This window comes from Enterococcus sp. DIV1059_2, assembly GCF_051713685.1.
GTDB lineage: Bacteria > Bacillota > Bacilli > Lactobacillales > Enterococcaceae > Enterococcus_D > Enterococcus_D casseliflavus.
In genome coordinates, this window is sequence record NZ_JBIOQK010000001.1 from 2,054,758 (window position 1) to 2,069,061 (window position 14,304).

Annotated in this window: 15 protein-coding genes and 1 pseudogene; 4 read left to right on the top strand and 12 right to left on the bottom strand. The window is 42.0% G+C overall.

Annotated elements, in window-relative coordinates:
- Window positions 1-108: 108 nt before the first annotated feature.
- Together IGI72_RS09570 and IGI72_RS09575 are read left to right on the top strand one after the other, a co-directional pair.
- The gene (locus IGI72_RS09570) at window positions 109-1,509 is read left to right on the top strand and encodes a C69 family dipeptidase (RefSeq protein ID WP_438753956.1); all 1,401 of its coding nucleotides are present in this window, start codon (window positions 109-111) and stop codon (window positions 1,507-1,509) included.
- Window positions 1,510-1,694: 185 nt separating this feature from the next.
- Entirely contained in the window at window positions 1,695-1,865 is a 171-nt protein-coding gene (locus IGI72_RS09575) for a hypothetical protein (RefSeq protein WP_010748430.1), read from the top strand.
- A 60-nt stretch (window positions 1,866-1,925) separates the two neighbouring features.
- Here the strand turns inward: IGI72_RS09575 and IGI72_RS09580 are convergent, their stop codons facing one another.
- The 4 genes from IGI72_RS09580 to IGI72_RS09595 all read right to left on the bottom strand — a co-directional run bounded on the left by IGI72_RS09580 (window position 1,926) and on the right by IGI72_RS09595 (window position 5,922).
- The gene (locus IGI72_RS09580; protein WP_167827417.1) at window positions 1,926-3,086 is read right to left on the bottom strand and encodes a MalY/PatB family protein; all 1,161 of its coding nucleotides are present in this window, start codon (window positions 3,084-3,086) and stop codon (window positions 1,926-1,928) included.
- A 30-nt stretch (window positions 3,087-3,116) separates the two neighbouring features.
- A complete protein-coding gene (malX, locus tag IGI72_RS09585; RefSeq protein WP_438753958.1) occupies window positions 3,117-4,679 on the bottom strand; it encodes a maltose/glucose-specific PTS transporter subunit IIBC in 1,563 nt (520 codons plus the stop codon).
- A 103-nt stretch (window positions 4,680-4,782) separates the two neighbouring features.
- Window positions 4,783-5,568 (bottom strand): MurR/RpiR family transcriptional regulator, encoded by a 786-nt coding sequence (locus IGI72_RS09590; protein ID WP_087627553.1) that lies wholly within the window; start codon window positions 5,566-5,568, stop codon window positions 4,783-4,785.
- A gap of 171 nt (window positions 5,569-5,739) precedes the next feature.
- Window positions 5,740-5,922 (bottom strand): hypothetical protein, encoded by a 183-nt coding sequence (locus tag IGI72_RS09595; RefSeq protein ID WP_060791980.1) that lies wholly within the window; start codon window positions 5,920-5,922, stop codon window positions 5,740-5,742.
- A 165-nt stretch (window positions 5,923-6,087) separates the two neighbouring features.
- Here IGI72_RS09595 and IGI72_RS09600 point away from each other — a divergent pair, with 165 nt between their 5' ends.
- Both IGI72_RS09600 and IGI72_RS09605 read left to right on the top strand, forming a co-directional pair.
- On the top strand, window positions 6,088-6,753 hold the full coding sequence (locus IGI72_RS09600; protein ID WP_438753960.1) for an NAD(P)H-dependent oxidoreductase: 666 nt from the start codon (window positions 6,088-6,090) through the stop codon (window positions 6,751-6,753).
- Entirely contained in the window at window positions 6,753-6,926 is a 174-nt protein-coding gene (locus IGI72_RS09605) for a hypothetical protein (RefSeq protein WP_005226215.1), read from the top strand. Before IGI72_RS09600 ends, IGI72_RS09605 begins: the two co-directional genes overlap by 1 nt.
- A gap of 96 nt (window positions 6,927-7,022) precedes the next feature.
- Here the strand turns inward: IGI72_RS09605 and dat are convergent.
- From dat to IGI72_RS09645, 8 genes and pseudogenes are all read right to left on the bottom strand, one after another.
- Window positions 7,023-7,880 (bottom strand): annotated as a pseudogene (dat, locus tag IGI72_RS09610) (D-amino-acid transaminase).
- Between the two features lie 121 nt (window positions 7,881-8,001).
- Complete coding sequence (locus IGI72_RS09615) at window positions 8,002-9,102, bottom strand: AI-2E family transporter (RefSeq protein WP_010748435.1); 1,101 nt, start codon at window positions 9,100-9,102, stop codon at window positions 8,002-8,004.
- Between the two features lie 162 nt (window positions 9,103-9,264).
- The gene (locus IGI72_RS09620; protein WP_438753962.1) at window positions 9,265-9,693 is read right to left on the bottom strand and encodes a hypothetical protein; all 429 of its coding nucleotides are present in this window, start codon (window positions 9,691-9,693) and stop codon (window positions 9,265-9,267) included.
- Window positions 9,694-9,769: 76 nt separating this feature from the next.
- Window positions 9,770-10,186 (bottom strand): GNAT family N-acetyltransferase, encoded by a 417-nt coding sequence (locus IGI72_RS09625; protein ID WP_438753964.1) that lies wholly within the window; start codon window positions 10,184-10,186, stop codon window positions 9,770-9,772.
- 211 nt (window positions 10,187-10,397) lie between these two features.
- Window positions 10,398-11,321: an LCP family glycopolymer transferase gene (locus tag IGI72_RS09630; RefSeq protein ID WP_010748438.1), complete on the bottom strand. Its 924-nt coding sequence runs from the start codon at window positions 11,319-11,321 to the stop codon at window positions 10,398-10,400.
- Window position 11,322: 1 nt separating this feature from the next.
- Window positions 11,323-11,976: a phosphatase PAP2 family protein gene (locus tag IGI72_RS09635; RefSeq protein ID WP_438753966.1), complete on the bottom strand. Its 654-nt coding sequence runs from the start codon at window positions 11,974-11,976 to the stop codon at window positions 11,323-11,325.
- The gene (locus IGI72_RS09640) at window positions 11,973-13,166 is read right to left on the bottom strand and encodes an FtsW/RodA/SpoVE family cell cycle protein (protein WP_005226223.1); all 1,194 of its coding nucleotides are present in this window, start codon (window positions 13,164-13,166) and stop codon (window positions 11,973-11,975) included. Before IGI72_RS09640 ends, IGI72_RS09635 begins: the two co-directional genes overlap by 4 nt.
- Window positions 13,144-14,298: an FtsW/RodA/SpoVE family cell cycle protein gene (locus IGI72_RS09645; RefSeq protein ID WP_034868647.1), complete on the bottom strand. Its 1,155-nt coding sequence runs from the start codon at window positions 14,296-14,298 to the stop codon at window positions 13,144-13,146. Before IGI72_RS09645 ends, IGI72_RS09640 begins: the two co-directional genes overlap by 23 nt.
- Between the last annotated feature and the right edge of the window lie 6 nt (window positions 14,299-14,304).

Consider the following 14,304-nt stretch of genomic DNA (forward strand, 5'->3'; position numbering starts at 1 on the left):
AAGGCGAAATTTTTTTGTTCCTCTCTATAGAAAGCATTGTAAAACCATGAGACTATGGGTATACTAGCTTCAATCATTCGTAAGAAGAAATGAAGGAGTGTTGGAAAGATGGATAGAAAAAAAGCGTCCTGTACCACTTTACTAGTAGGAAAAAAAGCATCGATCGACGGCTCGACCATGATTGCCCGCAATGAAGATTCTGGAAGCGGTTCGGAACCGCAAAAATTCGTCGTCATCACTCCAGAACGGCAAGGAAATGAATTTTACGCCGTTTTAAGCGACTGTCGAATCAGTTTGCCAGCAAAATCATTACGCTATACTTCAACCCCTGAAGCAGATGAATCGCAAGGAGTTTGGGCAGCTTCAGGAATCAATGAAGAAAATATCGCCATGACTGCAACAGAAACGATCACAACCAATTCGCGCGTTTTGGCTATTGATCCATATGTGGAAGATGGTATCGGGGAAGCTGATTTCGTCAGCATCGTACTGCCTTACATCCATTCCGCTAAAGAAGGTGTTTTACGCTTAGGGGAACTCTTAGAAACCTATGGGACCTATGAAGCCAACGGGATCGCTTTTTCTGATGCCAAGGAAATCTGGTATATGGAAACCATCGGTGGACATCACTGGGCAGCTGTTCGCATACCAGATGATGCCTATGTCGTGGCACCAAATCGCTTAAACATTGATCACTTCGATTTCGCCTCAGAAATGACGTTGTGTTCGCAGGATCTCGAACAGTTGATTGAAGACTATCAATTAAATCCTGATTTTGAAGGCATTAATCTACGCCATATTTTTGGCAGCTCCTCAGAAAAAGATACCCGTTACAATAACCCGCGGGCATGGTACATTCAAAAACACTTTAGCGGAACAGCCGCTGAACCGATCGATCAAGAGCTCCCGTTTGTATGCTACCCAAAACAAAAGCTATCCGTGGAAGATGTAAAATGGGCATTGAGCTCCCACTTCCAAAATACGCCTTTTGACCCTTACGGTACAGGGAGCGAGACACAAAAAACACAATTCCGATCGATTGCTCTCAATCGCAACCAGCAAGTCCATATTTTACAGATCCGCAACCACGTGCCCGCAGCAATCGCTGGCATTCATTGGCTTGCCTTTGGCCCCAATACCTTCAATGGCGTTGTGCCCTTTTATGCAGCTATCACTAAGACTCCACTTGGCTATTGCGATACGACAAAGACCTACGATCCATCAAATAGCTATTGGTTAGGACGCACCTTGGCGTTGATTGGGGACAGCGACTACGATCGCTATAGTGATCTTGCCAACCGTTTTGAAATGGAAACGATGGCGGCTTGTCGCCGCATCCAACAAGAAACTGATCGTAAAGCTTCCGTTGACAAGCAGCCTACTCGTCTGCTTGAAGAAGCCAACGCTGAGATGGCCGAACTGTATTTAAAAAATGCAACAACGTTACTAGGAAAAATGGTGGAGTCTGGCAGTAATAAAATGGCCTTGCGTTTTTCTTTAGCCGATTAGTCAATCGCTGAAAATAAAAGGATTAACAAAAACTTTACATGGAATTGCAGCAATCTAAACATTGCTCTCCTATACTAAAGATACCAATTCGTTTTCTTTTTCCTTGCTGGTACAAATCAAGCACTTGATTTGTACTAGTCCCCCTATTGAAGATCAATTGGTAAAAACCGTTGGGAGGAATGAACATGACTACAAGCATTTATCGGACTGTCACCAACGAAATTGTTAAAGGTGAGATCATCAAGAGCAAGAGTCAGCAAGATATGCTGATCATTCAAGACAAAGAAGGTTATTTCCATGTCGTTGAACCAATCCCCGTTACTACTGCAATGACTCCCCGCACGACGAAAGACTAAAAAACCACTGGCGATCAGAAAGAATACAGGATCTTTCTGATCGCTCAGTGGGTTCTTTTTTTATGTTAAACTCAATGTGAATCGCTTCAAGCCATCAATGAGTTTTTCTCGCGAACAGCCAATGTTTAGGCGCAAAAAATTTCTCCCCTCTTTCCCATAGATCTCTCCTGACATAATCGCGACTTTCCCCTTTCGAATCATTCGTTGCTGCAATTCCGCCATCGTTAAACCCAGTGCTGTACAATCAATCCACATAAGATACGTGGCTTCGCTTTTCGTGACCACGAGTTCTGGGTGATGTTCCTGTAAATAAGCGATCACATAAGCAATATTACCATCAAGATAGTCATTGAGCTGATCCACCCACTTACTTTCATTATCGTAGGCAGCAATCGTTGCGGTCATGCCAAAAATACTGGTGGAGCTCAACCCATCGGCTTCTTTTAACTGAGTTAAGAAGCGCTCACGCAACTTGGGATCAGGAATGATTCCATAAGAATAAATCAACCCTGGGAAATTAAATGTTTTACTTCCCGAAGTAACAAGGGCTACATTTTCTTGCAACAAATCAATGATCGGTTGATGCCTTTGTCCTTTTCTTACAATGTCCATATGGATCTCATCAGAGATGATAAATACATCATGGGTTTTCGCCAATTCGATGATTCGTTGCAACTCATCCTTTTGCCAGACTCTCCCAGTTGGGTTATGAGGACTACAGAGGAGAAGAACTTTATTTTCAGGCTGTGCCATCAATCTTGTTAGCTCTTCGAAATCAATGCGATACGACTTAGCATCATAGATGAGTGTATTAGGTACGATTTTTCTTTTGTTCTCTTTGATCATTTTATAAAACGCATCATACGCTGGCGTCTGAACAATGATCCCATCTCCTGGTTCACTGAGTAGGGTGACGAGCTGTTTAACGCTATACATAACGGAAGGACTGTAGACCAGCCAATCGCTTTTGATCATGCTGTTAAAACGTTCAGAATACCATTTGCAGACCGCTTGCTTGAATTCATTATGATTCCAACGTGTATACCCAAAAACCGGGTGCTGCATCCGCTTGATAAGTGCCGCTTCAACTGCAGCTGGCACCTTGAAATCCGTATCGGAAATCGTAAATGGCAACAAGTTTTTTTCACCAAAACGGTCTTCAACATAATCCCACTGAGTACACTGGGTTCCTTTACGATTGATTGGTTCATCAAAAAACATTTTCTTCACTCCTACTACTTGACAATTTTGCTAAAGAATCGCATCAAGTTGATTTCTGACTGTTGTTACTTTCGTTCCAATGATTACTTGCACGTTAGTATCATCTAAGTGAACGACCCCAAGCGCACCTAGTTTTTTCAGCCGTTCATCATCAACCAATGTACCATCGTTTAGAACGAGGCGTAGCCGTGTAATGCAATTGTCTAAAGAATCAATATTGCTTGCTCCCCCTAAAGCTGCCAAAATACCATGGGCATCGTAGCCACTCTTTCCAGAATAGGTCATTTCCTCTTCCAACTCATTCGTTTGATCACTATTCTCTTCTCTACCAGGTGTCTTCAAGTTCTTGCGAAGGATTACTGTTTTAAAAACAAAGTAATAAAGGGCAAACCAGCAAGCTCCTACAATCAGAACGAGCCACCATTTTGTATATGCGCCTTGCATCACGCCAAAGATAAGAAAATCAAGCACGCCCCCATCGGTATTTCCAATCGTGACACCTAATAGACTCATTACCATAAATCCAGCACCTGTCATGATGACATGAAAAATCCATAATAAAGGGCTGATGAATAAGAATAAAAATTCGATTGGTTCAGTAATTCCTGTCACAAAAGTTGCAATGACGCCTGAAATCAATAAACCTTTTATTTTTGAACGATTCTCAGGTTTTGCCGTGTGGTACATAGCTAATGCTACTGCCGGTAAGCCAAACATGAAGGTTGGCATCTTCCCTTGAGACAAGAACGCAGTTGCACTTGGTGAGATGCTCAAGCCGTTTTGTAATTCCGCATAAAAAATATTCAACGCCCCAAAGACTTGCTGACCATCGATCAGCTGACTTCCCCCGGCTTCGGTAAAGCGAATCATGGAAACCAAAATATGGTGTAATCCAAATGGCAGTAACAAGCGCTCACCTGAACCAAATAAGAACGGACCGAAAGGACCAGCTTGTTGGATCAAATGTCCGATTCCTGTGATGATCATAGCAAACAACGGCCAAATCATCGGAATGATCACCCCGACCATAGCTAAAGTAAGCGAGGTGATGATTGGAACAAAACGTGCTCCTGAAAAGAATGCAAAACTATCTGGCAATTGAAAATGGTAGAAGCGCATATGCAATTTATAAACGATCAATCCTGCGATAATACCTCCTAGAACACCCATTGATAATGTTTGAATGCCAAAAACGATCTCTTGCCCTGCTTCTCGTAGTTGATCTGCAGCAGCTAATTGATTCGTTTCTTGTAAATAAAAATTGATGGATAAATGCATCACGACATAGCCCACAAAGCCTGAGAATGCCGCAACTCCCTTCTCTTTTCTTGCTAGACCTAAAGGAATCGCCATCGCAAACATGACGGGTAAGTAACTAAAGGCAAACCCACCGATCGTTGACATGAAACGAAAAACCACTTGGAGCCAAGGGGCACCTAAAAATGGGAAAACGTCGATCGTTGAAGAAGATGAAAATGAACTACCAATCCCTAAAAATAAACCCATGAATGCGAGTAAAGCGACTGGCAACATAAATGTTTTCCCAAGTCCTTGAAAAATTTCCATCCAGCTTGCTTTCTTTCCTTTTTGCATATCATTTCCTCCTAACACTTTTATCTCTTAAAATGTAAACGATATCAAGAAGGCTTACAATACAGTTCCCCAAAGAAGAATGACCATTCACAAAATGGAATGGTCATTCAGGATCAAGTCCTGCTTCGATTTGATTGGCGTATTGAATAATTAAAATATCCAGTAACGCCGCTAAGGAGATCCGCGGGCTCAAATCGACTTCATGATGATAAATCGCTGTCATTTCAACAGGAAAAGAGAAGGTGGCAAGCTTTTCTAACGTGCTTTTTGGTTGACCAATACAGGCTAAAATCGGCACGCCTCTTTGTTTCAAACGAGTAGCATAATTTAGCATCCCGATCGTTTCTCCACTATGACTAATAAAAAGAGCTAAATCATTTTTTGATAGTTGGTTCGCGATGGTTGTCAATTCATCCCAATCCGTTGATGCACCCACTGTTTTACCTAAAAAGCGCAATTTTCGACTTGCAGATAATGCGACCGGCGCACTTTGCCCTAAAGCGAAAAATTCGATTCGTTGTGCTTGCTGCAGCATTTCCACGGCACGCTGAAAGTCAGCTTCTTCAATCATTGATAAGGATGTCGTCAGCTGGTCAATCATTTGCTTGATCAGTGGGGATAAGCCAAGAGAGGCTTGGGTAGCAGACTCGTTTCTTTCAAGGCTTTGATAACTTTTCAATGAAAATTTGAATTCTTGAAAACCCGTAAAGCCAAGCTTTTTCGCCATTCGACTGATCGTTGCTTGACTAGTATAGGTTTGAGAAGCTAACTCATCGGCCGTCATTTCCGAAACTTTCTCAGGCGCTCTCAAACAATAGTTAAGGACGGTTCGTTCTACTCGGTTTAGCTCAGGGATTTTGTATTGGATTCGTTTGTATAAATGGTTCATCACCTGCTTCTCCTCTCTACTGTTTCTTTATTCTTCTCCTCTCCACTATGCTTCATTTACTCATTATACCTTCCATCAAGAAAAGTACCAACTGATGATGAAGAACTTGACAGCAAAAAAGTGACTCACCAGGTAAAAGGTGAGCCACTTCTTCTATTTTCTCTCTATCTATCATTTTTGCGCAGTCAATTCTGTAAACTCTTGCCCATTGCCATAGTCACTTTCTTTTGAGGGTTGCTTTCCAGATATTCGTTGTCGGCAACTGACAAGTTTATTTTCGACATATTCCATTGTATTGGCGGCGAACATTACTACATTTGCTAGACCTTTGATCAAGGGATCGTTTGGTTCCATCCTCTATTCCCCCATTTCCTTCACGTGTAAGTTGTTACTGACACTTCCTTAACAATGAATATAGACGAGGTACCTTAAATCAAACTAAAAGAGGACCAACACTACGAAAAGCAAAGCAGACTAGTTTCCCTTTCTGGTAAAATATGGTAAATGTAGTAGGAAAGGATGATCAATCTCATGATAAAAACCTTAGTGGTGGCTAGCCACCCAGATTTCCACAACTCTCTTTCCCAACGTTTTTTCAGTGAAAGTGCCAAACTTTCTAATGTCACCATACACTTTCTTGATGATTTTTCTGACTTTTCCCTTGCCGATGAACAGGCGCTGCTGCAAAACTGTGACCGTTTGGTTTTACAATTCCCCTTATATTGGTACAGTGTTCCAGCAAAAATGAAAGCTTGGATCGATACGGTTTGGGAAAATTGCGCGCCTGCTTTGATGGGGAAAGAAATCAGTTTCGCCGTTTCTACTGGTGTTGCTGCCAAAGAATTTCAGTTAGGTGGTCGAGAAAATACGACCTTTAACGAAATTTTGCATCCACTCGTACTGATGGCAAAAAAACACCAAATGACCGTGTTACCCATCGTTGTCCTTGACCAACTGATGTATAAAACGGAAAAAGAAAAGCGTGCCTTTGTCATTGCCTATCAGCAATTATTATCGATGCCCGCTCCCTTTACGTTTGATCAAAAGCAACAATGGTTTGCTGAGAAACTGGCACATTTGGTTTCTGAAAAACCGCAGCTTGCTCCTTTGCTATCCCTATTGCAGGAAAACCATGAAACATTGACCGAATTAGAAGATGCTTTAGCTGAATTGGAGGTGCTTTGATGGGTCATGATTGGCTAACCCCGCTGATAGAACAATCCATTCAAGAAACCACTGATTACCATGAAAAAGCATTTTTGCAAGAGCTGGGACAGTTGTTGCAGCAGCAAGAAACCCGCATCGAATTGAAACAAGGAGAACTTGACGGGAAGTTGTGGAACCCCAGTGAATGGTAAGGAATAATTTTCAACGCAAGAAAAAGCTTTGGTCCCACCCAGCCTTAAAAATACTGGGTGTTGCCAAAGCTTTTTCAGGTGGTTTCTATTGCATAATCACAATGAATCGCTTTTATTCTTTGTGGCAGCGATATACGCTGTTTGCAATTGTTTCGTGATTGAACCCAATACGCCAGTGCCAACGGGTTTCCCATCAATGGCAACGATCGGAACGATTTCCCAAGCTGAGTTGGTCAAGAAACACTCTTGCGTGTTGCGTAGTGCCTCAATCGGGACGGGTTCTTCTCGATAGGGAATTTCTAATTGGCGACACAACTGAAGGACCTTCAATTTCGTGATTCCCGGTAACACCAAACGCCCATCCGGATGAGTATAGACGATCCCATCAATGACAAACCAGAGATTGGATGCAGATGCTTCTGTAAAAAAGCCATCTCGTTGCAGTATCGCATCATCGAAGCCAGCTTCGATCGCTTGATCCAGCGCCAAAAGATTCCCTAACAAACTCAATGATTTGATATCACAATGCAACCAGCGTTCATCAGGAAGAACGGTTGCCGAAAGCCCAGCTTGCTGCATTTCATCTGGTCGTTCAAAGGGGATCACATTTGCCGTCACCACCCCTTTGACCGATCCAGCTGGTGGAAACGCGTGATTTCTCGGAGAAGCGATTCCTCGGGTGATCTGAAGATAGATTTCTCCTTCTGTGATTCCTTCAGTCTTAATGAGTAACTTTAGATTTTCAGTCAATTAGGGAATCGAATAGGGTAACGTTAGCTTAATTTTTTGTGCACTGCTTTCCAATCGAGCCATATGCTCCGCTAACATAAAACAGTGGCCATTATATATTCGGATAACTTCATAGATCCCATCACCATACTGATAGCCACGGTCTTCGATATCAATTCTCACTACCTCTCGATCAACGATCTGATCATTCCACAAAACCTTCATTTCCTCACTCCTATCGTCGTTTTCGTTTCAATCAGTATAGCATGAGTCTTTGTACCGTGCTATGTGTCATCTAAAACAAAAAACTTGCTGATGAAGATTTCTTCAACAGCAAGTTTTATTGTTACAATGACTCCTTATCGATCACAGAACGTTCTAGTTTGCGTTCCTGGAAAAAACGGAGTAGCGTGCCAGACATCGCCATTATGATCGAATACACTGGAAGTGCAACGATCATACCAACAAATCCCAGCAAGTTGCCTGCGATCAATAATAAGAACACCGCAATAATCGGATGGATATGCAACACTTTATTCATTACTAGAGGTGAAACTAGATACGATTCACCCAATTGAATGATCGTGATGCCCACTACCAATAAAATGGCAGTCCGGATATCTAAACTTAAAGCAAATAGAAATGCGGGTGCCGCTCCGATAAATGGTCCGAAGTATGGGATGATATCCAAGACACCGCAAATCAGGCCTAAAAGCAACGCATTCTGCAAACCTAGCAAAGAAAAAATCAAATAACTGGAAACGGCAACGTACGAACATACAAGCAATTTCCCGCCAATATAAGCAGACGCTGCTTGGTGGAAATCACTGCATAACTGACGCATCAAACCTTGGTACTTTTTCGGTGTTTTGTTTGCTAAAAAGTCTGGCACTTTCTCACCGTCTTTAAACATATAGACTAAGAGCAGTGGGATCGTAAACAAAACGATCGCTGAGTGAGAAACGATGGAGATCAAACTCGTCAGACTATTCGTTGCCCCGGTAATAAACTGCAAAGCGAAATTGCTCGCTTGCGAAATATCGATCGAATCAATGAAAGGACCGAAAAGTTCCTCCAAATAGGAATGATCGATGTTATCGATCACCAAATTGATGATAACGGGTATTTGATTGATAAAGCGTCCCATCTCATAGGCTAATGCGGGTCCAATCACCTGAATGATCAAATAGGCTGCAAAAACGATCAACAACAGTGTCGCATACAGCGCAATGCTTTTCTTTTTCGTCCTTCTTTTTACCCAATTAAAGAAAGGCAAAAAGATATAAAAAATAAAAATGGATATCAGTACTGGTAAAAAGACACTAGAAAAGATTGCTTCTAATGGTCGAAAAACAAACAGTATATTTGAATAGATCCAGACGGCGATCCCTAAAAGGCAGACGATCACCAGACCTGCAAAAATTTTTGATTTTTTAAGAAACTCCAATAATTGATCCTCCTGATTCTAGAAAATACGTTCACTTCTTTCAGTTTATCATAATTTTTTAAGCGAATGATCCTTTTGCGAATATTTTTTCAAAATTCCACGTTTTTCATAGGAAACTTTTGAGTAATTTAATTATTTTACCAATAAAACCCTTCTGCAAAATCAATTTTGATGAGCAGAAAAAGGAACCGAGAGTTGCAAGTGTTTGATACAGTAAGCTGCCACACCGAGCTGGAGTAAACCTAACACTAAGAAAATCAGATGCAAAACATTCCCGCCCCTTAATAAAATCACTTGAACAATGATCCAGATAACTAAACAGATGCCTAAAAGCAATTCGCCATGATACCCTTGGTTGCGCCACAATCGGATAGCTGCCAATAAATTGCCCAGTCCTAACACAATTAGCAAAAACACTCCGGGAATCAAAAATGTTGTAAATGGCGTTCCTTGGAGCATGGACGATTCCAACCCAGCAAATGACTGTCCTTTCCTTAATGGCTCAATACTCATAAACGCCAGCATGCTTCCTCCACATGCGCCAACACCAATCACTAAACTTAACACAAATAACACAAATCGCAGCTTCATTTCTCCCACTCCTTCATCAAACATAAAACCGTTAATAAATTGACCATTTTCAACTAGCGATCGGGTTTCTGGCTATTTACTCGTTTTTAGGTAAATAAATAAATGCTGCAATTTGCTGTGTTTCTACAGAGGAAAAGCCGCAAGACTCATAAAATCGGCGCGTTTTCTCTGTGTTGTCCGTGATCAAAACCTTTTGTCGAATCGATGGATATCTCGTCAGCATTTTTTTGAGCAACCGCTGGCCAATTTTTTGACGTTGGAACGCTGGCGCTACTAATAGATCCTGAATATAAAGAATGGTTTGTCCATCGGTTATACATCGAATAAGTCCGACTAGCTGCTCTTCAACATAGGCAGTGATCACCTGTGACTGAGCTAGGCCGTTTAATAGTCGCTCTGGCTCTTTCGTATAGGCGACCCAGCCAACACATTCATATAAAGCGAGAATCTGATTTGAATCCTCTGGTAATTGATCTTTAAAGATGATAGTCATTCTTTTCCTCCTCGTTACTTTTAACCAAACGATGCAGCAACAAATAAAGAGTTAACAGTCCTTTTCCGAACAGGCTCTTGCTACCCTTCAAGCCGAATTGCTTTGCTTGACTAAAGAGTATCCTGAGGAAAAGCAGCTGTCAACTCTAATCACGATTTACTAGAGGAACAAAGAGGAAGTGGTGTTGTTACTAATTAAACCTAAGGATTACTTAATCAAGCATTAATTCGCTTTTTAAACGCTGACTCGTCGCTTGTTGTTCTTCAGGCGACACTTCTTGATAAGAGATACCGTATTCACCTCTAAAGCCATCGCCAGTGAACCCAGTACCCGCCATTTGGTAAGATTCGACAGTAACGAGTGCCGATTGATATTGGGTGAATAGTTGACTCATCTGAGAAAACGTTAAATCTGTTTCACCATTTTCCCCAATAATCGTTAACAGATCCTGAATCCGCATCACGCTTGATAGAGAAACTAATTCATTCGCCAAAATCTCTGTCACTTCTCGCTGACGACGTTGGCGTCCATAGTCACCTTCGGGGTCATCTTTGCGCATACGAGTATATTGAAGTGCCTCCCAGCCATCTAATTCGAGCGTTCCCTCTGGATAATCGATTTTTTCTGCCGTAAAAGCAAACTCATTTTCAACCGTGATTCCACCAATCGCATCGACAAGATCTGCCATCCCATCCATGTTTAAGGAGAAATAATGATGAATCGGTATATCCAAGTATTGTTCGACAGTTTCGATCATCATTTTTGCGCCACCGAATGAATGGGCATGATTGATCTTATCCTGATAGCCTTGCCCAACGATCTCCACATAAGCATCTCGAGGAATACTTGTGAGGGTCGTTTTGCGTGTAGCAGGATTCAACGTCGCTACCATGATCGTGTTTGCCCGGTAATCCGTTTTGCGACGAGAGTCATTGGCGATCCCTAACAAGAGAAGACTTAAGGGCTCGGCGTTTTCGATAACCTCCGCCTCTTCTCGCCCTTCGATCGGTCGATGGATAGACTCCACGACATCCTCTACTTGAAAATACACCCTAATAGCATAGGCGGTTCCGGCGGATACGATGCCCATCAACAGTACTAAGAAGACAATTATCAGTTTTTTCGCTGTACTCATTTTACTTCCCCCTACGCACACTTTTTTTGAACGAAAATACAAAAGCAGATGTGATAAAACTGATTCCACTTGCCAACAAGATACTCGCTAACAAGTCACTAGGATAGTGAACCCCAAATAGCAAGCGGCTCATCATAATAAGCAGTAAATAAACCAATCCCAACAACATAGCTAGTTTTTGGCTAATAAGACGTTTGCCTCTTTGGCCAGGCGCTGTTTGTGCGAAGAAAAAGAGGAGAGAAATAATTAGCGTGGTCGCTAATAGCGTATGCCCACTTGGAAAACTGGCGGACGCCCGTTCCATACTGTCAGCAAACTCCGGTCTTGGGCGATCAACGAATTTCTTGATCAGTTGGCCAACACCACTGATTATGATCATATTTCCCATCAACCAAAAACTCTCGATCCGTTTCTTCCGAAAAAACAAAATTGCTGCCAATAGAAAATGAATAGCTGCTATCGGGACGATCGTTGCCGTGCTAGCAAGCGGAACAAAAATCGCTTCTACTGTAGCCGTCCGCCATTGAGGCACGTGGGAAAACAGGGTATCCAGCGTTTGGAACCACTGCGGCTCTAATGCTACAAGGAAAAACAACCATGCGAAACAGCTACAAAGCAGTCCACCTATCACCCCTTGTTTTGCTGTCTTGCTCATGTTAATCCCCTACTTTCTTTTAATGCGTACGATCGTTTCTTCGCTTTAGTCGGAAATTTTTCTAACCCAAAAATAATTCCCATCGCAATACTGATCGCAATCAACGAGGTTCCTCCTTGGCTTAAGAATGGCAGAGGAATTCCCGTTAATGGCAGCAACCCAATCGCCGCGCCGATATTTTCAAAGATCTGAAAGACTAAGCCAAAAACGTACGTGATGGCGATATAGACCGACGCCTTGTTATTCGTTTTTAACGCTGCGAAGATGATTTGATAGATGAGATAAAAATACAAGAAGATCACTAAAGTACTTCCTAAAAAGCCATAGGTTTCACCAATAACTGTAAAAATCATATCTGATTCACGAACCGGCACGTACACTGTCGTATGGGTGTCAGGCGCTCCCAATAAGCCTCCTGAGCCAATCGCCCACATACTGCGAACTTGTTGGAACGCGATAGAGTCTTGGTACGCTAGGGGATCTGCCCAAGCTCGCACTCGGTCTAATTGATACTGCGAGAAATGAAGTCGAAACAAGACACGATTGCCCCATTCCGTAAACACGAGCAGCAATAAAATAGCGCCGAGGGCTGCGATCAAACCGATCACTACGGTCAAAATTTTCCAATGAACACCCGAGATAATAAATAAAGCCCCTAACATCACAATAAACACTAAACTCGTACCAAAGTCCCGTTGCATAAACATCAATAGAAATGTCGGTATACTATAAAGCAAGATCTTAGTGACGTAGATCAAATCAGATTTAATGGTCCGTTCGGCTTTTCGTTTTTCATACACTAAGGTGAGATAGACCATAAAAAGCATAAAGGCCACTTTCATAAACTCTGAGGGCTGAATGGTAAAGTCGCCGATTCTGATCCAGCGTTTGGTATGCGTCTGCTCAAACATCGTTTGATCGTAGAACCAATGAAGAGAAGCCATCAAACCTAGCGCCAATACATACAAAAGACCCGAAAAGCGTAAGAGCAAATTGGTTGGGATCAAACTCGTAACGAAGAGCGCGATGGCGGATAGAACACAAAAAACGATCTGTCGAAAAACGATTCCAGAAGGATCATTGCCATCCATTACAGAAGCTTGATGCTGGACCCAAATGCTTAGCAAAAAAAGCAGAAAAACGGGTAGCAGCAAGGCATAGTTTGCATCATGTCGTTTGAGGAACTTCATTTCGTTTGCCCTCCTCTCGCTCTAATTTCAGGCACATACTAAAGGCAAATGAAAGAATAAAGTAACTGGAGCCACCATAGCTGATAAATGGTAACGGTACCCCTGTCATCGGCATCAACCCTAAAATACTGGCTATATTGATACTTGTTTGCAACAAAAGTAATGTACTTGTTCCTAGCAATATCAACCCAATCTGAGGGTTTTCAATAGCTGCGGAACGAATAAATAAACGTAAGATGATTACGAATAATAAGCCAATAACAAAAATCCCGAAAAGCAAGCCAAGCTCTTCTACTAAAACGGAAAAAATAAAATCGGTTTCCGCAACTGGTAAAAAGCCTTTTTTCGTAATACTGTTTCCTAAACCGAGACCAGTAAGCCCTCCATTAAATAAAGCATAGTAAGAATGGATCATTTGGAACCCCTGATTGTAAGGGTCGGAGAATGGATCACCTACTAGGCGAATTCGGTTATATACGTGCATAAAAATATGAGGCAATAAATCATTGTCGCCTAAAAACATGATCAACAGGGCAGCCAAGAATAGACTGATCACTAAGCCACCAAATAAAAGAGCCGTCAGCTTCACGGGGACTTGTACCGTAGTTATCATGACAAATGCTAAAAAAAGCAAAATCATCACACCGGCTATTTTCGGTTGAAACAGGATCAACACACAGCACAAAAACAAAACGAAAAGCGGACGTTTCATTTCCTGCAAGGTGGTTTTTGCAGTTTGAAAGTAATGAGCAAGGTACAAGACCATCCCTACATTCACAATCTCTGATGGTTGAAATTGAATCCCTGCGATCGAGACCCAGCGTTGTGCCCCATTAACAGAGACACCGAAAAAGGGCAAACGAGCTAAGAGCAAGGTAAAGATCCCAAATGCTAGCAGACCGATCGCTAAGTATTTGCTAAGCAAAATCTCTCTTCGCGTCCGCTGAATAATGAATAAAAGAACCCAGCTAAGTAACAAAAAGACCAACTGACGGATAAATAGCGACGCTGGTGGTTGATCTCTCGTTAATAAACGGTATGAACTTGCACTATAAATCATTAAAAGACCGATAAGGCTCAATAGCAAATAAGCTATGATCAGCAGCCAATCGATCTTCTTTTTTTCTATCATTGCTTC